This window comes from Mycobacterium sp. 23, assembly GCF_048287075.1.
Classification (GTDB): domain Bacteria; phylum Actinomycetota; class Actinomycetes; order Mycobacteriales; family Mycobacteriaceae; genus Mycobacterium; species Mycobacterium gordonae_B.
Genome location: NZ_JBLVUX010000005.1, coordinates 2345444 through 2370054 on the forward strand (window position 1 = coordinate 2345444; position 24611 = coordinate 2370054).

Consider the following 24611-nt stretch of genomic DNA (forward strand, 5'->3'; position numbering starts at 1 on the left):
GATCACTACGCTACAGGTGAGGAGCTTGTCCGTGCCGCGCGTCGACACCCATCACCACATGATCCCGGATTTCTACCGTACGGCCTTGCGGGAGGCGGGAATCGACGGTGCCGGCGGGCGCGACCTGCCGCAATGGAGCCCGCAGGAATCGCTGCAGACGATGACGGAACTCGGCGTCGACACCGCCATCCTCTCGGTGTCCGCGCCGGGTACCAGCTTCCTTCCCGACGCGGCATCGGCGGCGGCCCTGGCCCGAGAGATCAATGACTATGGCGCCGAACTGATGTCGGCCCGGTTCGGCTTGTTCGCCACGGTGCCGCTGCCCCACCTGGATGCGGCCGTGGCCGAGACGGTGCGTGCGCTGGACGAGCTACGGGCCGACGGGGTGGTGTTGCTCGCCAACAACGAGGGGGTGTACCTGGGCGAAGACGGGCAGGACCCGTTGTTCAGCGCGCTGAACGAACGGCAGGCCGTGGTGTTCATCCACCCTGCCGAGCTACCCGGCCCGACGGTGCCCGGCGTCGCGCCGTGGGCCACCGACTTCCTGCTCGACACCACGCGTGCGGCGTTTCTTTTGGTCCGCAACGGTATTCGTCGGCGTTATCCCGGCATCAGGTTCATCCTCAGCCATGGGGGCGGCTTCGTCCCATACGCCAGTTACCGGATGGCCATGGCGATCACCGCCGAAACCGGTCGGGACCCGTTCGAGATTCTGGACGAACTGTCCTGCTTCTATTTTGATACCGCGCTGTCGTCGAGCCCGGCGGCCCTGCCTTCGCTGCTGGCGTTCGCCAAGCCCGGTCACATCACCTTCGGTTCGGACTATCCTTTCGCGCCGTCGTTCGTCGGGAAGATGTTCAGCGACAACCTGGAAAGCTTTCCGGGCATCGACGGTGAGTCGCTGGCGACAGATTTTCTTCGCCGAACGTGAACTGAGGGCGAGATTTTCGCGATTTTCGCGCCCTGACGTCACGCTCGGCGCCAGGCTAGGCGACCGCGTCGAGTTCCGCGCGCAGCTCGTCGTCGAGCTCGATGTCCCTGACGGCCACGTTCTCTTCCAGATGACCGACCGACGACGTGCCCGGGATCAGCAGCACATTGGGCGCCACACCGAGGGTCCAGGCCAGCGCGACCTGCGCCGGGGTGTGACCCAGCCGCTCGGCGGCGCTGCGCACCAGCTCGTGACCCAGCACCGGATTCGACGGCGAAAAGGCCGAACCGAGGGGGAAGAACGGCACGAACGCGATGCCGCGTGCCGTGCACTCCTGCAGCACCGCAGCCGACGACCGGTCGACGAGGTTGAAAGCGTTCTGCACACAGGCGATTTCGGTGCGCTCCAGGGCGTGCAGCAGATGCCGGTGCGTGATCTCGCTCAGCCCGATACCGCCGATCAGTCCTTCGTCGCGGGCCGTGATCATCACCGAGAGCTGTTCGTCGAACAGGTCATCCGGCTCATCGCTGTCCATCAACCGCAGATTCACCACCGCCAGCTGGTCGACACCCAGCGTCCGAAGGTTCGCTTCGAGGTCGGCACGCAGGGCGGCGGGATCGGCCAGCGGCAGCCAGGCGCCCGCCTCGTCACGGCGTCCGCCGACCTTGCTCACCAGCGCCAGGTTATCCGGGTACGGGTGCAGCGCCTCCCTGATCAGCTCGTTGGCGACGTCCGGCCCGTAGAACTGGGCGGTGTCGATGTGGTCGACGCCGAGTTCGACTGCCCGCCGCAACACGGCTACTGCCGCGTCACGGTCGCGAGGCGGACCGAACACTCCTGGCCCGGGAAGCTGCATCGCTCCGAAGCCGACCCGGGCAACCGAAAAACGACCAAGTGGAAAGGAATCCATAACTGAGGCTAGCGTCGAGTCCTATGCAGAAATTCCCCGCGCTGGTGGCGCATCAAGAGGGCGACCAGATTTCCACGACAGTCCAGACGCTATCCGAAACCGACCTGCCGCCCGGCGAAGTGACGATCCGCGTTCTGTATTCCAGCGTCAACTTCAAGGATGCGCTGGCGTTGACGCCGGGCGGTGGCGTGGTGCGCAGTTATCCGTTGGTGCCCGGCATCGACCTCACCGGCGAGGTGGTCGATTCCCAGTCACCGGACTTCGCGGTAGGTGATGCGGTGGTGGCGCACGGCTATCAGATCGGCACCGGCCATCACGGCGGATACGCCGAGTACGCGCGACTGCCCGCCGACCAGGTGGTTGCGCTCGGAGCGTTGAGTCCGCGCGACGGTGCCGCGATCGGGACCGCGGGTTTCACGGCGGCGATGAGCGTGCAGGCCCTCACCGACTGGGGCATCACGCCCGGAGACGGGCCTGTCGTGGTCACCGGTGCGTCCGGTGGCGTCGGCACCGTGAGCGTGGACCTGCTGGCCGCTGCCGGCTTTCAGGTGGTGGCGTCCACCGGCAAGCCACCGGCCGAGGAACTACTGAAACGGCTTGGCGCTGCGGAGGTTATCGGCCGGTTGCCGGCCGATCCGGACGCCAAGCCGCGGCCCCTGGCCAAGGCGCGCTGGGCAGCCGGGGTGGATTGCGTCGGCGGGGCGACGCTGGCCGACGTGCTCAGCGCTGTGGACTACCGCGGCGCGGTCGCCGCCAGCGGACTCACCGGCGGCGTGGCATTGCACACCACGGTGATGCCGTTCATCCTGCGCGGCATCGCCCTGCTCGGCATCGACTCGGTGCAACTGCCGATCGGTCCGCGCCGCGACCTGTGGGCGCGGTTGGGCGATTCGCTGCGGCCGCGTCACCTGAACGCGGTCACCACCGACGTTGACGTCAAAGATGTGGTCGGCGTGCTCGACCAGGTGCGTGCCGGGGCCTTCACGGGCCGGGCCGTCGTACGGGTCGCGGGTGGCTTCTGAGCCGGAAGTAGGGTGATCGGCATGCGCGCAGCACGGGTGACTCGGCTGGATGGTCCGGAAGCGATCGAGGTGACGGAAATCGACGAACCCACCGGGGACGGTGTGGTGGTCGATGTGCACGCCGCCGGGGTGGCCTTCCCCGATGCACTGCTCACCCGGGGGCTGTATCAGTACCGGCCGGACCCGCCGTTCACCCTCGGCGCCGAGATCGCCGGGGTGGTGCGCTCGGCGCCGGAGGGCGCTCACGTCCAGGCCGGCGACCGGGTGCTCGGGTTGACAATGCTGACCGGCGGTATGGCCGAGGTCGCGGTGCTCGCGCCCGACCGGCTGTTCAAGCTGCCCGACAACCTCAGCTTCGAAGCCGGCGCGGGCGTGCTGTTCAACGACCTGACCGTGTACTTCTCGCTGGCGGTCCGCGGTCGTTTGCAACCCGGCGAGACGGTGCTGGTGCACGGGGCGGCCGGCGGAATCGGGACGTCGGCGCTGCGACTGGCCCCGGCGCTCGGCGCATCGCGGGTGATCGCCGTGGTCAGCTCCGAGGAGAAGGGTCAGATCGCCACGGCCGCCGGGGCGACCGACGTGGTGCTCGCCGACGGATTCAAGGACGCGGTCAAGGAGTTGACCGGTGGCCGCGGTGTCGACATCGTGGTGGATCCCGTCGGCGGTGACCGGTTCACCGATTCGCTGCGCTCACTGGCTCCGGCCGGCCGGCTGCTGGTGATCGGTTTCACCGGCGGCGAGATCCCGACAGTCAAGGTAAACAGGTTGCTGCTCAACAACATTGACGTCGTCGGCGTGGGGTGGGGCGCCTGGGCCGGCCGCCACCCCGGCTCGCTCGAAGAGCAGTGGGCGGCCCTGGAAGAGCTGTTCACCTCGGGCAAGCTGAGCGCCCCGCAGCCGGAGGTCTTCCCGCTCGAAGAAGCGGCGGCAGCGGTGGCGTCGCTGGAAAACCGCACCGCCAAGGGCAAGGTCGTACTGCGGGTCCGCTAAATCCGGCCCCACGGGCGCCCGCCTCTTGCCTACGGGCAAAACAGAAAGTAATGTCACTTTTACTTTCTGCACGCTATCTGGAGGCCGCTTCATGGAATCGTTTGTCCACTTGCGTAAAGGCAGGACACCGCGCCGTGTTCACGCCGACCTCGACGGCCTCAAAGACGACGAACTGGGCCGCGGCGGCTTCACCGGGCGCACCGCCAACATCTACCGCCGCCACGACCCCACCGCCTACCGCGCCGTCGGCCCACTGCGCCCCGTCGACGTCCTGGCCGAGCAGCTCAAACCCAGTGACGCCACCGACGCCAACGGCGGACCGCTGTTGATGTTCAGTAACGCCGACTGCCGGGTGCTGCTGAGCCGGCGCCACGAGGAGATGCCGTTCTACACCCGCCACGTGGACGGCGACCTGCTGTGCTTCGTGCACAACGGCGCCGGCCTGCTGGAGACCGAGTTCGGGCCGTTGCGCTACCGCACCGGGGACTGGGTGTACCTGCCGAAAGCGACCACCTGGCGCCAGATTCCGGACAGCGAGACCACGATGTTGATGATCGAGGCCACCGACGAGTTCCGGGTGCCGCCGCCCGGCCCGTTGGGACGGCACTTCCCCTTCGATCCGTCGCAGGCGGTCATTCCGGAACCGGCGCCGATCGACGACGACGGCCGGAACGAGTACGAAGTCCGGCTGATCCATGAGGGTGGCCCGACGACCCTTTACTACCAACACAATCCGATTGATGTCGAAGGCTGGCGCGGCGACAACTTCGCGTTCACGTTCAACATCGCCGACTACAACGTCATCACCTCCGACAGCATGCACCTGCCGCCGACCGTCCATCTGTTCATGCAGGCGACCGGCGTCTACGTGATGAACTTCCTGCCCAAACCGGCCGAAACCGTCCCAGGCACCGAACGCACGCCCTGGTATCACCGCAACGTCGACTACGACGAAATCGCGTTCTTTCACGGCGGCTCGCTCTACGGTATCCCGATGCCACCAGGCCTGATATCTCACGCGCCGCAAGGGGTTCACCACGGAGCACCGGAGAAGGCACGCGAACGCGCCCGGCGCAAATTCGACGAGTACTCCAGCGTCGACTGGCAGGTGATCGCGATCGACACCCGTCGCCGGCTGATCCCGTCGGCCGAGGTGCTGGCGCACGACCTGGGGCAGCACTCATGAAACACGACTACGAGCGCATCCCGTATCTCGTTGCCTTCCAGAACAATTCCGGCGTCCGCGACGTCTACGGCGGGCTGGCCGAAATCACGGTGCTGGAAAGCTATCTACTGAAGCCGAAAGACCGGCCGTCGGACACCGTGCTGGTGTTCATGCATCCGATCGGTGGCGGCGCGTACCTGCCGATGATCAACGCGCTGGCCCGCGCCGGGCATCATGTCATCTACTGCAACAGCCGTTTCCGCGGCACCGACTCCGCACTGCTGATGGAGAAGGTGGTCGAGGATCTCGGCGAATGCATCAAGGACGCCAAGAACCGGTTGGGCTACCGCAAAGTGGTGCTCGCCGGCTGGAGCGGGGGCGGGTCGCTGTCGGTGTTCTACCAGCAGCAGGCCCAGCATGCGACCATCACCGCCAGCCCCTCCGGTGACGGACCCGACCTGACCCAGCTCGAACTGCCGGCCGCCGACGGCGTCATGCTGCTGGCCGCGCACATCAGCCGGCACGGCACCCTGACCGAGTGGCTGGACGCGTCGATACTCGACGAAGCCGACCCGACTAAGCGCGACCCCGAGCTGGATCTCTACAACCCGGACAACCCCAATCAGCCGCCCTACAGCGAGGAGTTCCTGGCCCGTTACCGGCAGGCGCAGATCGACCGCAACCGCCGGATCACCGCGTGGGTCCGCGAGAAGCTGGCCGAACTGCAACGCGGCGGCCTCCCTGGCAGCGACGTTGCCGAGTTCTGCTTCGTCGTGCACGGCACCATGGCCGACCCGCGCTGGCTGGATCCCACCGTCGACCCGAACGAGCGCACGCCGGGCACCTGTTACCTGGGCGACCCCCAGGTGGTGAACATGAGCCCGGTCGGCCTGGCGCGGTTCTCGACGCTGCGCGGGTGGCTGTCGCAGTGGAGCTATGACGAGGCCCGGGGCGACGGCGTAGCGTGCGGGAAGGACCTCGCGATCCCTGCCCTGGTGATCGGTAACCTGGGCGACGACGCATGCACACCCAGCCACACCCGTCGGCTCTACGAGGCGATCGGGCACCCGGACAAGGAGATGCACGAAATCCCCGGCGCCACACACTATTACGCGGGACCCGACCAGCGGGACAAGCTGCGCCAGGCGGTGGACATCGTCACCGACTGGCTGACCCGGCACGATTTCGTGGGCTCGCAGTGACCGGTGCTCTCGACGGTATCCGGGTGCTCGAACTCGGCACCCTGATCGCGGGCCCGTTCGTCGGGCGACTGCTCGGAGACATGGGCGCCGACGTCATCAAGGTGGAACCGCCGGGCGCGCCGGACCCGTTGCGGACCTGGGGGCAGGCCGAAGTGGACGGCCATCGCGTCTTCTGGACCGTGCACGCCCGCAATAAGCGGGCCATCACCCTCGACCTGCGCAAGCCGCGGGGGCGCGAGCTGTTCCTGGATCTCGTCGAGAAGTCCGACATCGTGGTGGAGAACTTCCGGCCCGGCACCTTGGAGAAGTGGAACCTGGGTTACGACGTGCTCAGCGAACGCAATCCCGGCATCATCGTGGTCCGCGTCTCCGGCTACGGCCAGACCGGACCCGACGCCCGCAAGGCCGGCTACGCGTCGGTCGCCGAGGCGGCCAGCGGCCTGCGACACCTCAACGGCTTCCCCGGCGGCCCGCCACCCCGGCTCGCGCTGTCGCTGGGCGACACCCTGGCCGGCATGTTCGGCGCCCAGGGCGCACTGGCCGCGCTCCACCGCCGCAGTGTCACCGGGCACGGCCAGGTGGTGGACGTCGCGCTGACCGAATCCTGTTTGGCGGTACAAGAATCCACCATCCCGGACTACGACGTCGGCGGTGTGGTGCGGGGTCCGTCGGGTACCCGGCTGGAGGGCATCGCGCCGTCGAACATCTATCAGAGCGCCGACGGCTCGTGGGTGGTGATCGCCGCGAACCAGGACACCGTGTTCGCCCGGTTGTGCAAGGCGATGGACCGTCCGGAGTTGGTCACCGACGACCGGTTCGCCACCCACGGCGCCCGCGGACGCAATCAGGACGAGCTGGACGAGATCATCGGCGCCTGGGCCGCCCAGCGCGCACCCGCCGAGATCATCGAAACACTCTCCGCCGCAGGCGTGATCGCCGGCCCGATCAACACGGTCGCCGAGGTGGTGAACGACCCGCAGTTACGGGCCCGCGACATGCTGGTGCCGCACCACGACGAACGCCTGGGCCGCGACGTCCTCGGTCCGGGCGTCGTGCCGGTGCTCTCGGAATCGCCGGGCAGCGTGCGCAATGCCGGTCCCGCCCGCCCGGGGCAGCACAACGACGACGTCTATACCGGGCTGCTGGGCAAGACGGCCGACGAAGTCGCGTCGTTGGTGGCCGAGGAGGTCATATGAGCACCCACGTCGACATCCGCGAGGTGGCGCTGCGCGACGGGTTGCAGATCGAGAAGCCAATCCCGTTGTCGGCCAAGCTGGAACTGTTGGCCGCGGTGGCCGCCACCGGGGTGCGCGAGGTCGAGGCCACCGCCTTCGTGTCGCCGTCGAAGGTACCGTCGATGGCCGATGCCGCCGAGCTCGCCGCCGAACTGCACAATTACCCCGACATCGAGTTCTCCGCGCTGGTGGCCAGTCCGAACGGAGCCCGGCGTGCGATCGCCGCCGGGCTGCGATCCATCGAGTACGTGGTCGCCGCGTCAGATGCCTTCAGCCAAGCCAATGTCGGGCGGTCCAGCGCCGAAGCCACCGAGCAGATCAGCGAGATCGTCGCCATCGCGCACGACGCCCATGCGGCCGTCGAGGTGATCGTCGCCACCGCGTGGGACTGCCCGTTCGACGGGCCCACTCCCCTGCACCGCGTGCTGGAGATCGCCGCCGCGGCGCGCGAGCGGGGTGCCGACCGCTTCTGCATCGCCGACACCATCGGCACGGTCACGCCGGGGCGGGTGACTTCGCTTGTGCGGCAACTACATCCGGTGATCGGGGAACTACCGCTGGGCGGACACTTCCACAACACCCGCGGCGCCGGCCTGGCCAGCGCGTACGCCGCTGTGGCGGCCGGTGTCACCCGGTTGGACGCCTCGGTGGGTGGACTGGGCGGTTGCCCGTTCGCGCCGGGTGCGACCGGCAACATCGCGACCGAGGACCTGGTGTACCTGCTGACCGACAGCGGATTCGACGTCGACGTGGGCCTGCCGGCCGCGATCGCCGCCGCGCAGGTTGCCAAGGCGGCCGTCGGACATGACCTGCCGAGCGCCCTGCTGCGCGCGGGAGACCGGATGCGGACCTGATGCCGGCAGAAGTGCTCAGCGCCAAGGGCCAGCAGACGCGCCAGGCCATCGAGCTCGCAGCGCGGAAGCTGTTCGCCGAGCGGGGCTTTCACGGGACCACCCTGGCCGACATCACCTCTGCCGCCGGCAAGTCGTCGGCGGTGTTCTACCGCTACTTCACCGACAAGGAAGATCTGCTGGCCGCCCTGGCGGAGTCGTTCCTGCACGACGTCGTCGAGCCGTCCGGCTTGCGGGTTCAGCTGCCCGGATCACCGGACGACGACGCCTTCTTCACCTCCGTGGTCACCGGCTACTGGGCCATGTTCAAGCAGAACATCGGCATCATGATCGCGGTGGCTCAGCTGGCCGCCACCCAACAACGGTTCGCCGACGTCCAGAACGAATTCCGCCGATTCGGAATGGACATCGTGGCCGCCTCGGTGCGTCGCGCGCAGGAACAGGGCCACGGCAGCGAGCTCAACCCGGAGCACACGGCGGCGGCCATCGCACTGCTCTTCGAGAACTTCACCACCGTGTTCGTCGGCAAGCCCGACCTGGGCGTCACGATCACCGACGAGGACGCCATAGCCTTGCTGTCGCGGATCTGGAAGAAGACTCTGTACGGCGCTTGACAAGACAAAGGAGATCAACGTGGATTTCAGCCTGCCCGAACACCTTCCGGGTCTGCTCGCGGAGATGGACGAGTTCATCGAAACCGAGATCAAGCCGCTGGAACGCGAGAACATCCAGTACTTCGACCATCGGCGCGAGAATGCCCGCACCGACTGGGACAACGGCGGCATCCCCCGCCGGGAATGGGAAGACCTGCTCGGCGAGATGCGCAGGCGCGCCGACCGGGCCGGCTGGCTGCGGTACGGGCTGCCGTCGCAGTTCGGCGGACGCGACGGCACCAACATCGACATGGCGGTCATCCGGGAGCATCTGGCACACAAGGGACTTGGCCTGCACAACGACCTGCAGGACGAATCGTCGATCGTGGGCAACTTCCCGCAGGTGATCATGATGGACCGGTTCGGCACCGACGCGCAGAAGAAGGAATGGACCGAGGCGCTGATCACCGGGGAGCGGTCGATGGCGTTCGGGCTGACCGAACCCAAGCACGGCTCGGATGCCACCTGGCTGGAAACCACCGCCGTCCGCGACGGCGACGACTGGGTGATCAACGGCGCCAAGCGATTCAACACCGGCGTCCATCGCGCCACCCACGACCTGGTGTTCGCCCGCACCTCAGGCGAACCCGGCCAAGCGCGCGGCATCACGGCCTTTCTGGTGCCGTGCGACTCGCCCGGCTTCACCATCCCGTACTACTGGTGGACGTTCAATATGCCCACCGACCATGCCGAGGTTGAGCTCAAGGACGTCCGGGTGCCCGACAATGCGATCCTGGGCGAGGTGGACCGCGGACTGGAAGTGGGACAGACCTTCCTGCACGAGAACAGGATTCGTCAGGCCGCCAGCAGCCTCGGCGCCGCCCAGTACTGCATCGACCGCGCCGTGGCCTACGCCGGCGAACGTCACGTCTTCGGCAAGCCGCTGGCGGTGAACCAGGCGGTGCAGTGGCCGCTGGTGGAACTGCAGACCGAGGCGCAGATGGTGCGACTGCTGGTGTATTACGCCGCCACCCAATTGGATCGCAACCACCACATGGAGGTCTCCGACAAGGTGTCAATGGCCAACTACCGGGCCAACCGGCTGGTGTGCGATGCGGCCGACCGCGCCATGCAGGTGCTCGGCGGCATCGGTTACAGCCGGCACGAGCAACTCGAACACATCTACCGCCATCACCGGCGCTACCGGATCACCGAGGGTGCGGAGGAGATTCAGATCCGCCGGGTTGCCCAGCGGCTGTTCAAGTTCGGCAAGAAGTGACCTAGAAATGACACTGTCCGAAAGCTTGACCGGGCTGCTCGAGCCGGTATTGGGCGACGGCGTGGCGATCGACAACCTGCGGGTGCTCACCGGCGGCGCCAGCCGCACCACCTGGGCGTTCGACGCCGTCACCGGCAGCAATCGAAGACCGCTCATTCTGCGTACCGGGCCACCCGACGACATCCACGCCGGCATGGAACTGGAAGCCCGGGTGCAGGCCGCCGCGGCGGCCGCCGGGGCACCGGTGCCGCACGTGTTGACTGCCGATAATTCCGTTGCGGCGCTTGGCAACCCATTTCTGATATGCGAGGAGATCAAGGGCGAGACCATCGTCCGGCGCATCTTCCGCCAGCTGGACGACCCGCAGCGGCTGCTGCGGCAGTGCGCGCACGCTCTGGCCGCGATTCATCGCGCCGACGCCGGCGATCCCGACCTCGCCCACGAAGACCCCGTCGAGCATTCCCGCCAGCAGCTCGACGACATGGGCGACACCACAGCGACTTTCGAATGGACGATCCGCTGGCTGAGCGCGCACCGGCCCGCTCCGTCGCCCACCGTGCTGGTGCACGGCGATTTCCGGATGGGCAACCTGATTGTCGACGGCTCCGACCTGGCCGCCGTGCTGGACTGGGAGCTGGTGCACGTCGGCGAGCGTTACGAGGACCTGGCCTGGTTCTGCGTGCGCGCATGGCGGTTCGGCGCGCCTGCCAGCCGGGCGGCGGGCGGGCTGGGCAGCATCGAAAGCTTCCTGCGCTGCTACGAGGAGGCCGGTGCAACGACGGTCGACCGGAGTGCCTTCCACTGGTGGCTGGTGCTGGCCACGTTGCGCTGGGGTGTCATCTGCCGTTATCAGGCCGAACGCCACCTGAGCGGGCAGACCCGTTCGGTGGAGCTGGCGACGATCGGTCGCCGGGTGTGTGAGAACGAGTGGGATCTGCTTGAGCTGTTGGAGGATTCGTGAACCTACACGGCCGGCCCACCGCGGCCGAACTGGTCGCCGCCGTCGCTGAGTTCCTGGAGAACGACGTGCGCGACGCCACCACCGGCCAGGTAAATTTCCACGCCCGAGTGGCCGCGAACGCCTTGCGCATGGTCGAGCGCGAACTGCAAAACCCCGGCGAGACCGACGTTCGCGCCGCCCTGACCGGCCTCGGCTTCGCCGACGAACCCGCCCTGGCCGCAGCGATCCGCGCCGGCGAACTCGACGACCGTGGCGACGACGTCGCCGCGTGCCTGCGAACGCTGGTACGACATCGACTGGCGGCCGCCCATCCCGGATACGACGCCGCCGGATATGACAAGGAGCCCGCTTCATGACGATCACCGAGGTTGCCGACCGGTTGTTCAGCGCCATCGAGAAGGGCGACCGGGAGACCGTCGCCTCGATGTGGGGCGACGACATCGCCGTCTGGCGCACCGACGGCCGCCGCGACCCGACCACCTGTGATGACAAGCCGCGGGCACTGCGCGTCATCGACTGGTTCCTCTCGACCACCGCCACGCGCGGCTACGAAATCCTGGACCGCCAGGTATTCGAGAACGGATTCGTCCAGCAGCACGTGTTGCACGCCACCGGCCACGGCGGCCAATCGATCGCGATGCGGGTTTGCATCGTGATCAAGGTGGACAAAGAAGGTCTTATCAACCACGTAGACGAGTACTTCGACCCCGCAGACCTCGCGCCCCTACTAGTCAGGGACTCACGATGACCACACTGGAAACTCTGCTCACCGACCCGGAATCCGCCGGGACGTGGGCTCTGGTGCCCGACCGCTCCGCGGTCACCTTCAAGATCCGCAACATGTGGGGCCTGATGCCCGTCAAAGGCGCCTTCACCGAGTTCAGCGGCGAAGGCCGCCTCACCGGCGAAAGCGAGGTGTCGGGCCGGATCGACATCCAGGTCGCCTCCCTGGACACCGGGATCGCACGCCGCGACAAGCACCTGCGCTCGGCCGACTTCTTCGACGTCGAACGCTTCGGCCAGATCACCGTCGTCGTCAACGCCCTGCACCCGGCTACCGGAAAGTCCGCCGAACTGCACACCCACTTCACCATCAAGGGCATTACCGAACCGGTGTCCCTCCCGGTGACGATCACCGAACTCGACGACGGGTCGGTACGAGTTTCGGGCCGGACGCAGATTGACCGATCCCGGTTCGACCTGGACTGGAACAAACTCGGCGTGATGTCCAACGCGGTTACGGTGTCCGCCGAAGCCGTCTTCGTGCACCCGGCTCAGACCGCGTGAATTAACATCTGCACCGTGCCCGACTCCAGCCCGCTGCGCATCCTCGTCTACAGCGACAACGTCCACACCCGCGAACAGGTGAAGCAGGCCCTGGGTAAACGGCTGCACCCGGACCTGCCCGAACTGAGCTACGTCGAGGTCGCCACCGGCCCGATGGTGATCCGCACGATGGACGAGGGCGGCATCGACCTGGCCATCCTCGACGGAGAGGCTGCGCCGACCGGCGGCATGGGTATCGCCAAGCAGCTCAAGGATGAGCTGTCGTCGTGCCCCCCGATTCTGGTGCTGACCGGACGTCCGGACGATGCCTGGCTGGCCAGCTGGTCACGCGCCGAGGCGGCGGTGCCGCATCCGCTCGACCCCATCGTGCTGGGACGCACGGCGCTGAGCCTGCTGCGCGCCCCCGCGCACTAGCGACGCGTCAAGCGCCGGGGATCTGGACCCGCGCTTCTTCCTCTTCCTCGGCCCGGGGGCGAAACTCGCCCGGGGCAATCTTCGGACGTAGCGTGGCGACCGATTCCTCGGCTTCCTCTGTGACTGCGTCCGACGCGCGGAATCCCGATGCCGGAATCCTGGATGCTCCCGCTGCCGGCTGCGCGGCCGGCTTCGCTTCGCCGGGAGCCGCCGCCGCCGCGGCGTCGGGGACCGCGGTGGGCAGCACGCTCATGGCCGGGACTTCTGCCTCCGGCGCCTCGGCCGTGACTTCTGCTTCCGCGGTGGCTTCCTCGACAGCGGCGGCCTCTTCTTCCTTCTCCTCGGCCTTGGCGGGCACCGGCATCGAGGGTCCGTCGCCGAGCAGACCGGCGCTGCGGGTCATTGCCCCCATGGGCATGGGCATCGGCATCATGCCGAAGCTGCCGACACCAGAACTGGCCACACCGGGATTGGCGGTGGTCGCCGCCGCGCTGCCGACGTCGGTTCCAGCGGCGGGGCCGCCGGTGTAAGCACCCGCGTCGCCGCCGGTATAGCTCGCCGGTGCCAGTCCGCCGTCTGCGCTGCCGACTCCGCCGCCTCCGCCGCCGCCGGCGGCTGCCGTGCCCTCAGTACCGGTGGTTCCAGGCGGGGCGCCTCCGCCGCCGCTCGCACCGCCACCCGCACCCGCGGCACCGGCGGTGCCGCCACCACCGCCGCCGCCGGCGGCGCCGCTCAGGCCGCTGGCAATACCGCCCGCCAGGGCCGGGAAACTCTGCAGCACCGACTGCCACGGCACGACCTGGGCGGCAGCGGCTGCCGCCCCGGAGTAGTAGCTGGCCATCGCGCTGACGTCCTGAGCCCACATCTCTTCATAGATGCTCTCGGCAAGGGCGATCGCGGGCGCGTTCTGTCCGAACAGATTGGTCATGATCAGATTCACGAAGGCGTTCCGGTTGGCGTCCACCGCACCCGGGTGAATGGTGGCTGCCTGGGCAGCCTCGAACGCACTGACCACCGCCAGCGCCTGCCCGGCGGCACCCTGAGACTGCGCGGCGGCCGCAGCCAGCCAGCCCGCATAGGGGGCGGCCGCGGCCGCCATGGCTGCCGACGCGGCACCCTGCCACGCTTGTCCGGCCAAGTTGGAGATCACCGAACCGAACGATTGGGCTGCGGTACCCAACTCAGCCGCCAGTCCGTCCCACGCCGCCGCGGCCTGCAACATCGGTGCGCTTCCAGCACCGAGGAACATTCGCAACGAGTTGATTTCCGGCGGCAGTGTAAAGAAACTCACAGACCCCGTCCTCCCAGATCGGCCATCGGCATACTCGCGCTGACCTCGCAAAAGTGAGCAGCGACCCCTTGTAACAGTAACAACAAGCGCTCCACACGTCTGGCCGTCGCGCAGATCAATCGTATTTCGCCCAGCGGGATCGCCAACCGCACCCGACGGAGCGGGCTCAGGACTATCGGACGCGGCTGGAGGGACTTTCGGCCCTAAAGATCCGGCAACCGAAATCGTTTCATCGGAGAACGTCGTTCTCTGGATACCCCACGGGGTGTGACTGAAGTGACGTACGGGCAGAAGTGAATTCGGGTGCAGGGGGTCTTCGGACTATGTCGTTTCTCAGTGTGTCGCCGGAGACCGTGACCCAGGCGGCTTCGGATATGGCGCGGATCGGTGCGGATGTCAGTGCCGGCAATGCGGCGGCGGTGATGCCGACGACGCAGGTGGCGGCCGCCGCGGCTGATGAGGTGTCGGCGGCGATTGCGGCCTTGTTCGGTACCCATGCGCGGGACTATCAGGCGCTGGCGGCGCAGGCGGCCAGTTACCAGGACCAGTTCGTGACGGCGTTGCGGTCGGCGGCCAGCGAGTATGCCGGCGCGGAGGTCGGTGCCGCAGCGTGGCTGCAGGGGTCGGCGGCGGCGGTGGCCGCGTCTCCGGTTGCCAGCCTCTTTCAGCTGTTGGTGTACGGGCCGACGCACACGGTGAGTCAGTGGTGGATCAACAGTGTGTTCGGGCAGGTTCTGGATCCGATCCTGAACTTCCCCACCGAGTTGTTGTTGGGCCGGGCTTTGATCGGCAACGGGGCGGCGGGCACGGCGGCCAACCCGACGGGTGGTGCGGGCGGGTTGTGGTTCGGGGACGGTGGTGCGGGTTACAGCCCGACCGGGACCACGCCGTTGGCGGGTGGGGCCGGTGGTGCGGCGGGGTTGATCGGCACGGGCGGGGCCGGTGGTGCCGGGGTGGCCGGGGGTGCCGGGGGCAGCGGTGGCGCCGGGGGCTGGTTGATGGGTAACGGCGGCGCCGGCGGCGCGGGGGGCGCGGCGGTCACTCTGGGCGGGGTCGGGGGCGTCGGCGGCGCCGGCGGGCAGGCCTACGTGTTCGGCGACGGCGGCATCGGCGGGTTCGGTGGTGCCGGCCTGTCCGGCACGGCCGGGCACAACGGGGTCAACCCCGGTGATTCGGGCACCAACGGCGGCGGCGCCGGAAACGGCGGCATGGGCGGGGCCGGGGGCCGGGGCGGGGTGTTCGTCGGCGACGGCGGCTCGGGCGGTGTGGGCGGAGCGGGCGGTGCCGGCGGGGCCGGCGGCAGCGGGCTGACCGGCCCAGCGGGGGCGGCCGGGGTGAACAACGGCGCTGGTGGGCAAGGCGGTTCCGGTGCCGACGGGGGTCTGGGCGGTGACGGCGGCACCGGTGGGGCCGGCGGGGCGGGCGGGCTGTTGGGCCAGGCCGGGGTGGCCGGTAACGGCGGGGCCGGCGGGTCCGGTGGGGCGGCCGGGTTGCCCGGCGACGGCGGCGCCGGTGCCGCCGGCACGGCGAGCTTTGTCAACGGCGGAGCCGGCGGTAACGGCGGCAACCCGGGGGTGGCCGGTGGCGGCGGGCACGGCGGTGCGGCCGGCGGCGCGGGTGCGATTGCCGGCGCCGACGGCGGCCCTGGGCTGGCGGTGATCAGCGGCGGCAGTGGCGGTGCGGGTGGGGCCGGGTTCAGCGCGGTCGCCGCGGGCGCCAGCGGCGGGGCCGGGGGCGCCGGGGGTAACGGGGGTGCGGTCGGCAATGGCGGCGCTGGGGGTGCCGGCGGCAACGGAGCCGCCGGCACCTCTGGCCCCAGCGGGGTGAACCCCGGTGAGTCCGGCACGCACGGCATGGCCGGTGGGGCGGGGGGTCACGGCGGGGCCGGCGGTCTGGGCGGGACGGTGTCCGGCAACGGCGGGGCCGGTGGGGCCGGCGGGGCCGGCGCGGCCGGGGGTAATGGCGGGGCCGGCATCAGCGGCAAAGCTGGGACCGCCGGACTCGATAACGGTGCCGGACAGGCCGGCGGCTCGGGCGGCAACGGCGGAGCCGGCGGGGCCGGCGGGACCGGCGGGGACGGCGGCGCGGCCGCCCACGGCATTGTCGGGGTCAACGGTGATGGCGGCGCCGGCGGCCGCGGCGGCAACGCCGGGTCCCCCGGCGACGGCGGGGCGGGTGCGGCCGGTACGGACCTGTTCGTCAACGGCGGCGCCGGCGGCAATGGCGGCAACCCCGGCCTGATCGGGGCGGGCGGGGCCGGCGGCAACGCCGGCATCGGGGGCAGCGGCGGCGGCAAAGGCCTCGACGGTGGGCCTGGGGCCGCGATCGTTGCCGGCGGCAACGGCGGCGCGGGCGGGGCCGGATTCAACGCCGTCGCCGCGGGTGTTTCCGGTGGCAGCGGCGGCGCCGGGGGTAACGGCGGTTCGGTCGGCAACGGCGGGGCCGGTGGTGCCGGCGGCAACGGCGCCGCCGGCACCGCCGGTCCCGACGGGCTGGTGGCGGGTGATGCGGGCACCCCGGGCATGGCCGGCGGGGCCGGCGGCAAAGGCGGGGCCGGCGGGTCCGGCGGCGCCGTGTCCGGTAACGGCGGCGCTGGTGGCAACGGCGGCGCCGGGGCTGACGGCGGCAACGGCGGCGCCGGCATCACCGGCAAAGCCGGGACCGCCGGGGCCGACAACGGCGCCGGCCAAGCCGGCGGCTCGGGCGGCAACGGCGGCGCCGGTGGAGCGGGCGGGGCCGGCGGCGATGGCGGCTCCTCGGCCCACGGCACCCTCGGCGCCAACGGCGACGGCGGCGCCGGCGGCAAAGGCGGCAACGCCGGGGCCCCCGGCGACGGCGGGGCAGGCGCGGCCGGCACCGAAGTCTTCGTCAACGGTGGCGCCGGCGGCAACGGTGGCAACCCCGGCCTGATCGGGGCCGGCGGCACCGGCGGCAACCCCGGCATCGGCGGTAGCGGCGGCACCAACGGCGCCGACGGTGGACCCGGGGCCGCGGTCACCGCCGGCGGCAACGGCGGCAATGGCGGCGCCGGGTTCAACGCGGTGAGCGCGGGCGCCGACGGCGGTGCCGGCGGGGCAGGCGGTAACGGAGGCTCGGTCGGCAACGGCGGGGCCGGGGGTGCCGGCGGCAACGGCGCCGCCGGCACCAACGGACCCGACGGGCTGGCCGCAGGCGACCCGGGCAACCCGGGCATGGCCGGTGGGGCCGGCGGGCGCGGCGGGGCCGGCGGCTCCGGCGGCGCGATCTCCGGTAACGGTGGGGCCGGCGGGAAAGGCGGCGCCGGGGCCGACGGCGGCAACGGCGGAGCCGGCATCACCGGCAACCCCGGAACCGCTGGGCTCGATAACGGCGCCGGACAGGCCGGCGGCTCGGGCGGCAACGGCGGAGCCGGCGGCAACGGCGGACGTGGCGGGGATGGCGGCTCCTCCGCCCACGGCACCGTGGGTGTCAATGGTGACGGCGGCGCCGGCGGCAAAGGCGGCAACGCCGGAGCCCCCGCCGACGGCGGAACCGGCGCAGCCGGAAACGCCACCTACATCAACGGCGGCGCCGGCGGCAACGGCGGCAACCCCGGCCTGATCGGGGCCGGCGGCACCGGCGGCAACCAAGGCATCGGCGGCACCGGCGGCACCAAAGGCCTCGACGGCGGACCCGGGGCCGCAGTCACCGCCGGCGGCAACGGCGGCAACGGCGGCAACGGCTACGCCGCGGTCACCGCCGGCGCTAACGGCGGCAACGGCGGCGCCGGAGGCAACGGCGGAGCCGTCGGCAACGGCGGCGCCGGGGGTGCCGGCGGCAACGGCGCCGCCGGCAACAACGGGAACAGCGGGACCACCCCCGGCGAATCTGGAACGTCGGGTATAGCGGGCGGAGCCGGCGGCAAAGGCGGGGCCGGCGGGACGGGCGGCGCCGTATCGGGTAACGGCGGGGCCGGCGGGGCCGGCGGCATCGGTGCCCCCGGAGGCAACGGCGGGGACGGAGTCACCGGCGCGGCCGGCATCGCCGGATTCAATGCCGGCGCCGGCCAAACCGGCGGCTCGGGCGGCAACGGCGGCGCCGGTGGAGCCGGCGGCACGGGCGGGGACGGCGGCGCCTCGGCCCACGGCACACTCGGCGCCAACGGCGACGGCGGCGCCGGCGGCAAAGGCGGCAACGCCGGCACCCCCGGAGACGGCGGAGCAGGTGCCGCCGGTACGGCCACCTTCATCAACGGCGGCGCCGGCGGCAACGGCGGCAATCCCGGCGTCCTGGGTGCCGGCGGCAGCGGCGGCAACCCCGGCACCGGCGGCACCGGCGGCACCAAGGGCACCGACGGCGGAGCCGGGGTCGTGGTCACCACCGGCGGCAACGGCGGCGCAGGCGGCGCCGGATTCACCGCGACCACTCCGGGCGCCAACGGCGGTGCCGGCGGCAATGGCGGCAACGGCGGAGCCGTCGGCAACGGCGGAGCGGGCGGAATCGGCGGCGACGGCGCAGACGGTGGCGTCGGCGCCAGCGGGGGCAACGGCGGCGCCGGCGGCAAGGGCGGAAACGCAGGCGGCGCAGGTACTGCCGGTGCCGGTGGCAATGGCGGGAACGGCGGAGCCGGCGGTATCGACCTGGGGGCAGGTGGGTCGGTTGCACCCAGCGGCGGCAACGGCGGTGACGGCGGCAACGCCGGCCTGATCGGCAGCGGCGGCGTCGCGGGCAACGGCGGTAGCGGCGGTGCCGGAAGCGCCGGCAACAACGGCAATGCCGGCCTAGCCGGTGACACCGGCGGCGACGGTGGCCGAGGCGGCAGCGGCGGCAACGCCACCGGCAACCTCGGTATCGGGGGTAACGCCGGCAACGGTGGCCGTGGCGGCGCCGGTGGCGTCGGTGGTGCTGACACGGGGACCGGCGCCGGAGCCGGGGGCAACGGTGGAAATGGCGGCGATGCCGGCACGGCCGGGTTCGGGTTCACCACTGGCAAGGGCGGTACCGGCGGCGCCGGCGGTGACGGCGGCACCGGAGGAGCCGGTCTGACCGGCGGCTTTTCCGGCTCCAGTAACGGCACCGACGGCGGTACCGGCGGCACCGGCGGCAGTGGGGGTAACGCGAGCGGCGCCGGCAGCGTCGGCGGCATTGCGGGCAACGGCGGCGCCGGCGGCCGCGGCGGCAACGGCGGTATCGACAAACTGCCTGGCGGGGGCATGGCGCCCAGCGGCGGCAAGGGCGGCAACGGCGGCGACGCCGGCGCGTTCGGCGTCGGGACCGCCGCCGGACTCGGCGGCACCGGCGGCGCCGGCGGCGACGGCGGTAACGGCACCAACGGCAACAACGGCGGCATTGGTCTGGCCGGGGACGCCGGTGGCAACGGCGGGGCCGGCGGCAACGGCGGCAACGCCACCGGCGTCGGCAGTTGGGGCGGCTGGTCGGGCAACGGCGGCACCGGCGGCAATGGCGGCAACGGAGGCGCCGGCATTGCAGGCGGCCCGGCCGGCGGCGCGGGTGGCAACGGTGGGAACGCCGGTGTCGCCGGCACTGGCTCCAGGGCAGGAATCACCGGCATCGGCGGGGCCGGCGGCAACGGCGGCGCCGGCGGTAGCGGCGCGACCGGCAATCCCGGCGGCGTCGGCTTTGACGGCGGAAACGGCGGAAACGGCGGCACCGGCGGAAACGGCCTCAACGGCGGAAATGCCGGCACCGGTGGCGTCGGCGGCGCCGGGGGTAAGGGCGGCGCGGACATCGGCACCGGCGGTCAGAACGGCGGCGCAGGCGGCATCGGCGGAAACGGCGGAAACGGCGGCACCGGCGAGGGTTCTGCCCGCAACGGCATCGCCGGCGCCGCCGGCAACGGCGGGACCGGGGGCGATGGCAGCAGCGGCAACGCGGGTGGCGCCGGAGAGGCCGGCCACGCCGGCGGCAACGGCGGCATCGGCGGCAAGGGCGGCAGCGCAGGCAGCGGTCGCGGGGTTGGCTTCGGCGGCCAAGGCGGCGACGGCGGCAACGGCGGCGATGGTGGTGCCGGCGGCGTCGACACCGGCACGGGCGGCGGCACCGCCCCGGCCGGTGGTGCCGGGGGCAACGGCGGCAAGGCCGGGGCGTTGGGCAACGGGACCTTCAACGACTTCACCAGCAAGGGCGGCAACGGCGGGAAGGGCGGTGCCGGCAGCGACGGTAATGCCGGCAACCCCGGCTTCGTCGGTGACGCAGGCGGGGCCGGCGGGGCCGGCGGCAGCGGCGGGTCGGTCTTCCTCGGCGGCATCGGCGGCAACGCGGGTGACGGCGGAGCCGGCGGCAACGGCGGTGCCGGCGGCACGGACACCGGCACCGGCGGCAGCACCGCCCCGGCCGGCGGCGCGGGCGGCAACGGCGGAGCGGCCGGCACGCCCGGTGTCGCGGTCACCAAGGGCAACGGCGGCATCGGCGGCAAAGGCGGCAACGGCGGAGCCGGCAGCAACGGCAACGCCGGAATCGGCGGCTTCGCCGGTGACAGCGGTGGCGCGGGCGGCGCCGGTGGTGCCGGTGGTACCGCGACCGGCACCGGCAGTATTGGCGGCAGGGCCGGCGACGGTGGCGCCGGCGGCAGCGGCGGCAACGGTGGAGCCGACAAGCTCCTCGGCGGCGGTATCGCCCCCAGCGGTGGCGACGGCGGCAACGGCGGCGACGCCGGCGCGGCCGGCACGGGAGCCACCGCGGGTAGCGGCGGCACCGGCGGCAACGGCGGCGCGGGCGGCAACGGCACCGCCGGCAACAACGGCAACGCCGGCCTGGCCGGTGACGCCGGCGGCAACGGCGGCGTCGGCGGCCGCGGCGGCAATGCCACCGGTACCGGCAGTGTCGGCGGCAACGCCGGCAGCGGTGGGCAAGGCGGCAACGGCGGCAACGGCGGCCTCGACACCGGCACCGGCGGCACCGTCGCTCCGGCCGGCGGCAACGGCGGCAACGGCGGCAACGCGGGTTCAGCAGGCACCGGCGATATCGCCGGCAGTGGCGGGACCGGTGGCAACGGTGGTACCGGCGGCGCCGGGCGCACCGGCAACACCGGCGGTCCTGGTCTCGCGGGCGACACCGGGGGCCGAGGCGGTGCGGGCGGCACCGGCGGCGTGGCAAGCGGCACCGGCAGCGTCGGCGGCAACGGGGGCAGCGGCGGCATCGGCGGCGACGGCGGCAACGGCGGCACCGACACCGGAACCGGCGGAACCACCGCCCCGGCCGGCGGCGCCGGCGGCGACGGCGGCAACGGCGGCATCGCGGGCAACGCCGTCACCTGGGGCAACGGCGGCGCCGGGGGCAAAGCCGGAAACGGTGGCACCGGCAGCACCGGCTACAGCTGGACAAGCGGCGGGACCACGGCCGGCGACAACGGCGGCAACGGCGGCGCCGGCGGCATCGGCGGAAATGGCGGCAACTCCGGAACCGGCGGCACCAACGGCGCCAGCGGCGCCGGCGGCAACGGCGGCAACGGCGGCAACGGCGGAGTCGGCGCCTACGCCGGTGGACCTCCCGGAACCGGTGGCAACGGCGGCAACGGCGGAGCCGCCGGAACAGCCGGCACCGGCGGTGCCCTGAGCCCCGTCGGTGGTGCCGGCGGCAACGGCGGCAATGGCGGCATCGGCGGCAACGGCGCCAACAACAGCGCGCTGTTCAGCGCTACCGGCACACCCGGCGGCGCCGGCGGCAACGGCGGGGCCGGCGGCGCAGGTGGTGTCGGCGACCTCGTCGAGACCGGCGGCACCGGCGGCCAGGGCGGCGCCGGCGGAAGCGGCGCAAACATCACCGTGCCGTTCGGCGCAACCATCACCGGCGGCGCTGGAGGCGCCGGCGGCAACGGCGGCGCCGGAGGCGCGAGCACCGGCGGCGTCGCCTCCAACACGGGTGGAGCCGGTGGCGCAGCCGGCGCCGGCGGTGCCGGCGGCAGCGGGGATCCGGCCTCGAGCGTCGCGCCCGGCGGGGGCGGCAAGGGCGGGGCGGGCGGCCTCGGCGGAGACGGCGGCTTCGCCAGCGGCGCGGGGGCCACCGGCGGAAACGGCGCCGTCGGCGGCGTGGGCGGCATGGGCGGGGGCGGCGGCAACGCTGCGCTCGGTAAGGGCTTCGTCGGTGGTTCTGGCGGCCAGGGTGGAGCCGGCGGTGCCGGTGGCAACGGCGGCGCCTCCAGCGGTGGCACTAACGGTTCCGGCGCTCAGGGCGGCAACGGCGGGGCCGGCGGCAACGGAGGTTCCGGGTCTACCGGTGTGGGTGCGGCCGGCGCGACGGGCGGAACCGGTGGGGCCGGCGGTGATGCCGGCGCCGGCGGGACCGTGGGCACCGGTGGTAGCGGCGGCAGCTCCGGGCTCGCGGGCAACGGCGGGGCCGGCGGCACCGGCGGGGCCGGCGGCAACGGCAGCGCCGGTGGCACCGGCGTCACCGGGTACAGCGGCGGGGCCGGCGGCAAGGGCGGCAACGGCGGCTCCGGCGGCCTGACGGGCACCGGCGGCAACGCCGGCAACGGTGGTGCAGGCGGCACCGGCGGCGTCGGCGGCCCAGACGCCGGCGGCGGTGGCACCGTCGCCCCGGCCGGCGGCCAGGGCGGCAACGGCGGGGACGCCGGCACGGCCGGCACCGGCGCCATCTCGGGCAAAGGCGGCACCGGTGGCACGGGCGGCACCGGAGGCCCGGGCAGCAACGGCAACGACGGTGGCGCCGGCCTTGCCGGTGACTCCGGCGGCGCTGGCGGGGCCGGCGGCAACGGCGGCAACGCCACCGGTATCGGCAGCGTCGGCGGCCAGGCCGGCAACGGCGGCACCGGTGGCACTGGCGGCCACGGCGGCTTTGACACCGGAACCGGCGGCACCGTTGCCCCGGCCGGCGGCAAGGGCGGCAACGGTGGGGATGCCGGAACGGCCGGCACCGGCGCCAAGGCAGGCACTGGTGGCATCGGTGGCAACGGCGGCAACGGCGGCGACGGCACCTCTTGCAACGTCGCCAGCCCCGGAAAGGTCGGCGACACGGGCGGTGCGGGCGGTGCCGGCGGCAGCGGCGGGACTGCCAACGGGGACGGCAGCATCGGCGGCAATGCCGGCAACGGCGGCAACGGCGGCAACGGTGGTATGGGCGGCCAGGACACCGGCTCCGGCGGAGCAGTCGCCCCAGCCGGCGGCGCTGGTGGCAACGGCGGCAACGCCGGATCGCGGGGCATCGGCTTCACCGTGGGCAACGGCGGCATCGGCGGCCGGGGTGGCGTCGGCGGCACCGGAAGCATGGGCAACATCGCCAACCCCGGCCTCGTCGGCGACACCGGCGGTGCCGGCGGGGCAGGCGGCAGCGGCGGTAGCGCCGCAGGCGGTGTCGGCGGCGACGGCGGCGCCGGCGGGTACGGCGGCTACGGCGGCCACGGCGGCGCTGACACCGGAACCGGCGCCAACATGGGCGGCACCGGAGGCAAAGGCGGCAACGGCGGCGCGGCCGGCTCGGGCGGAAAGTGGGGCACCGGCGGGGCCGGCGGCACTGGCGGACAAGGCGGCGACGGCGGCAACGGCACCACCTTTGGTTTCTCTCAGGGCCATGACGGCGGCATGGGCGGAGCCGGCGGTGGTGGCGGCAACGGTGGCGCTTCCGGTGCCGGCGGCACAAACGGCGCCAGTGGCGCCGGCGGTTACGGCGGCACCGGCGGCGTCGGCTCCGACGCGACGAACGGCGACGGCGGCCGCGGCGGCCGCGGCGGCGCCGGTGGCAACGCCGGGACGGCCGGCACCGGTGGTACCAACGCAAGCCCCATGGGCGGCACCGGCGGTCACGGCGGCAACGGCGGCAACGGCGGCGCAGCGGCCCCGCAAGGGTTCTTCGCCGGCGCCGGCGGTGATGGCGGCTCTGGCGGCAGCGGCGGCACCGGTGACCTCGTGGAAACCGGCGGCACGGGTGGCGACGGCGGGAATGGCGGCACGGGCGGAACCCCGCCGGCAGGGTTCAGTCAACAAGGCGGATTCGGCGGCAGGGGCGGCAACGGCGGCACCGGTGGCGTATCCGTCGGCGGCCTGGCCAGCAACCTCGGCGGAACTGGCGGTAACGGCGGAACCGGCGGCGTCGGTGGCGGCGGCTCTGCCGGCACGTTGACCGCCGCACCCGGCAATGCCGGTCTCGGCGGCGGCGGTGGTACCGGCGGAGCCGGAGGCCTGGCTCAAGGCCCTGGAGCCGTCGGCGGCCACGGCGGCAACGGCGGTCACGGCGGCAAGGGCGGAACCGGCGGCGACGCGGCGATCGGCTCCGGCTTCAACGGCGGCACGGGCGGCTTCGCTGGTGCCGGCGGCAGCGGCGGGCAAGGCGGGTCCACCTCGGGCGGCAGTGGTACCGGTGGCACCGGCGGCGACGGCGGTGACGGCGGTGACGGCGGTGACGGTGGCACCGGCTCCACGGGCGGCGCCGGCGACACAGGCGTCACCGGTGGCACCGGTAAAGCAGGTAGCGGTCCCATCGGTCAGACCGGCGGCGCCGGCGGTGGCGGCGGCGCTCCGGGCGCCGGCGGAGCGGGCGGAATCTAGGC

Annotated in this window: 17 protein-coding genes; 15 read left to right on the forward strand and 2 right to left on the reverse strand. The window is 72.3% G+C overall.

The window, feature by feature from the left end:
• The first annotated feature begins 31 nt into the window (after positions 1–31).
• Complete coding sequence (locus ACNQS7_RS12210) at positions 32–931, forward strand: amidohydrolase family protein (RefSeq protein WP_418012743.1); 900 nt, start codon at positions 32–34, stop codon at positions 929–931.
• Positions 932–986: 55 nt separating this feature from the next.
• Here the strand turns inward: ACNQS7_RS12210 and ACNQS7_RS12215 are convergent, their stop codons facing one another.
• Positions 987–1841: an oxidoreductase gene (locus ACNQS7_RS12215; RefSeq protein ID WP_418012744.1), complete on the reverse strand. Its 855-nt coding sequence runs from the start codon at positions 1839–1841 to the stop codon at positions 987–989.
• A gap of 23 nt (positions 1842–1864) precedes the next feature.
• On the opposite strand from ACNQS7_RS12215, the gene ACNQS7_RS12220 reads away from it, so the two are divergent.
• The 13 genes from ACNQS7_RS12220 to ACNQS7_RS12280 all read left to right on the forward strand — a co-directional run bounded on the left by ACNQS7_RS12220 (position 1865) and on the right by ACNQS7_RS12280 (position 12840).
• Entirely contained in the window at positions 1865–2863 is a 999-nt protein-coding gene (locus ACNQS7_RS12220) for an acryloyl-CoA reductase (RefSeq protein WP_418012745.1), read from the forward strand.
• Positions 2864–2884: 21 nt separating this feature from the next.
• Positions 2885–3853 (forward strand): NADPH:quinone oxidoreductase family protein, encoded by a 969-nt coding sequence (locus ACNQS7_RS12225; RefSeq protein ID WP_418012746.1) that lies wholly within the window; start codon positions 2885–2887, stop codon positions 3851–3853.
• A gap of 91 nt (positions 3854–3944) precedes the next feature.
• On the forward strand, positions 3945–5039 hold the full coding sequence (locus tag ACNQS7_RS12230) for a homogentisate 1,2-dioxygenase (protein WP_418012747.1): 1095 nt from the start codon (positions 3945–3947) through the stop codon (positions 5037–5039).
• The gene (locus ACNQS7_RS12235) at positions 5036–6220 is read left to right on the forward strand and encodes an alpha/beta fold hydrolase (protein ID WP_418012748.1); all 1185 of its coding nucleotides are present in this window, start codon (positions 5036–5038) and stop codon (positions 6218–6220) included. The genes ACNQS7_RS12230 and ACNQS7_RS12235 overlap by 4 nt, the downstream gene beginning before the upstream one ends.
• The gene (locus ACNQS7_RS12240) at positions 6217–7416 is read left to right on the forward strand and encodes a CaiB/BaiF CoA transferase family protein (protein WP_418012749.1); all 1200 of its coding nucleotides are present in this window, start codon (positions 6217–6219) and stop codon (positions 7414–7416) included. Before ACNQS7_RS12235 ends, ACNQS7_RS12240 begins: the two co-directional genes overlap by 4 nt.
• On the forward strand, positions 7413–8309 hold the full coding sequence (locus ACNQS7_RS12245; RefSeq protein ID WP_418012750.1) for a hydroxymethylglutaryl-CoA lyase: 897 nt from the start codon (positions 7413–7415) through the stop codon (positions 8307–8309). Before ACNQS7_RS12240 ends, ACNQS7_RS12245 begins: the two co-directional genes overlap by 4 nt.
• Complete coding sequence (locus tag ACNQS7_RS12250) at positions 8309–8920, forward strand: TetR/AcrR family transcriptional regulator (RefSeq protein WP_418012751.1); 612 nt, start codon at positions 8309–8311, stop codon at positions 8918–8920. The genes ACNQS7_RS12245 and ACNQS7_RS12250 overlap by 1 nt, the downstream gene beginning before the upstream one ends.
• Before the next feature lie 19 nt (positions 8921–8939).
• Positions 8940–10178, forward strand: a complete 1239-nt coding sequence (locus ACNQS7_RS12255; protein WP_055579885.1) for an acyl-CoA dehydrogenase family protein — start codon at positions 8940–8942, stop codon at positions 10176–10178.
• 7 nt (positions 10179–10185) lie between these two features.
• Positions 10186–11139 (forward strand): phosphotransferase family protein, encoded by a 954-nt coding sequence (locus tag ACNQS7_RS12260; RefSeq protein WP_418012752.1) that lies wholly within the window; start codon positions 10186–10188, stop codon positions 11137–11139.
• Positions 11136–11495 (forward strand): DUF6285 domain-containing protein, encoded by a 360-nt coding sequence (locus tag ACNQS7_RS12265; protein ID WP_418012753.1) that lies wholly within the window; start codon positions 11136–11138, stop codon positions 11493–11495. Before ACNQS7_RS12260 ends, ACNQS7_RS12265 begins: the two co-directional genes overlap by 4 nt.
• Positions 11492–11887, forward strand: coding sequence for a nuclear transport factor 2 family protein (locus ACNQS7_RS12270; RefSeq protein WP_418012754.1), 396 nt, complete (start codon positions 11492–11494; stop codon positions 11885–11887). Before ACNQS7_RS12265 ends, ACNQS7_RS12270 begins: the two co-directional genes overlap by 4 nt.
• On the forward strand, positions 11884–12426 hold the full coding sequence (locus tag ACNQS7_RS12275; protein WP_418012755.1) for a YceI family protein: 543 nt from the start codon (positions 11884–11886) through the stop codon (positions 12424–12426). Before ACNQS7_RS12270 ends, ACNQS7_RS12275 begins: the two co-directional genes overlap by 4 nt.
• A gap of 15 nt (positions 12427–12441) precedes the next feature.
• Entirely contained in the window at positions 12442–12840 is a 399-nt protein-coding gene (locus tag ACNQS7_RS12280) for a response regulator transcription factor (RefSeq protein WP_055579880.1), read from the forward strand.
• A gap of 7 nt (positions 12841–12847) precedes the next feature.
• On the opposite strand, the gene ACNQS7_RS12285 is transcribed toward ACNQS7_RS12280, so the two are convergent.
• On the reverse strand, positions 12848–14131 hold the full coding sequence (locus tag ACNQS7_RS12285) for a PPE family protein (protein WP_418012756.1): 1284 nt from the start codon (positions 14129–14131) through the stop codon (positions 12848–12850).
• A 323-nt stretch (positions 14132–14454) separates the two neighbouring features.
• Between ACNQS7_RS12285 and ACNQS7_RS12290 the strand changes: the two genes are divergently transcribed.
• On the forward strand, positions 14455–24609 hold the full coding sequence (locus tag ACNQS7_RS12290) for a PE family protein (RefSeq protein WP_418012757.1): 10155 nt from the start codon (positions 14455–14457) through the stop codon (positions 24607–24609).
• Positions 24610–24611 lie beyond the last annotated feature (2 nt).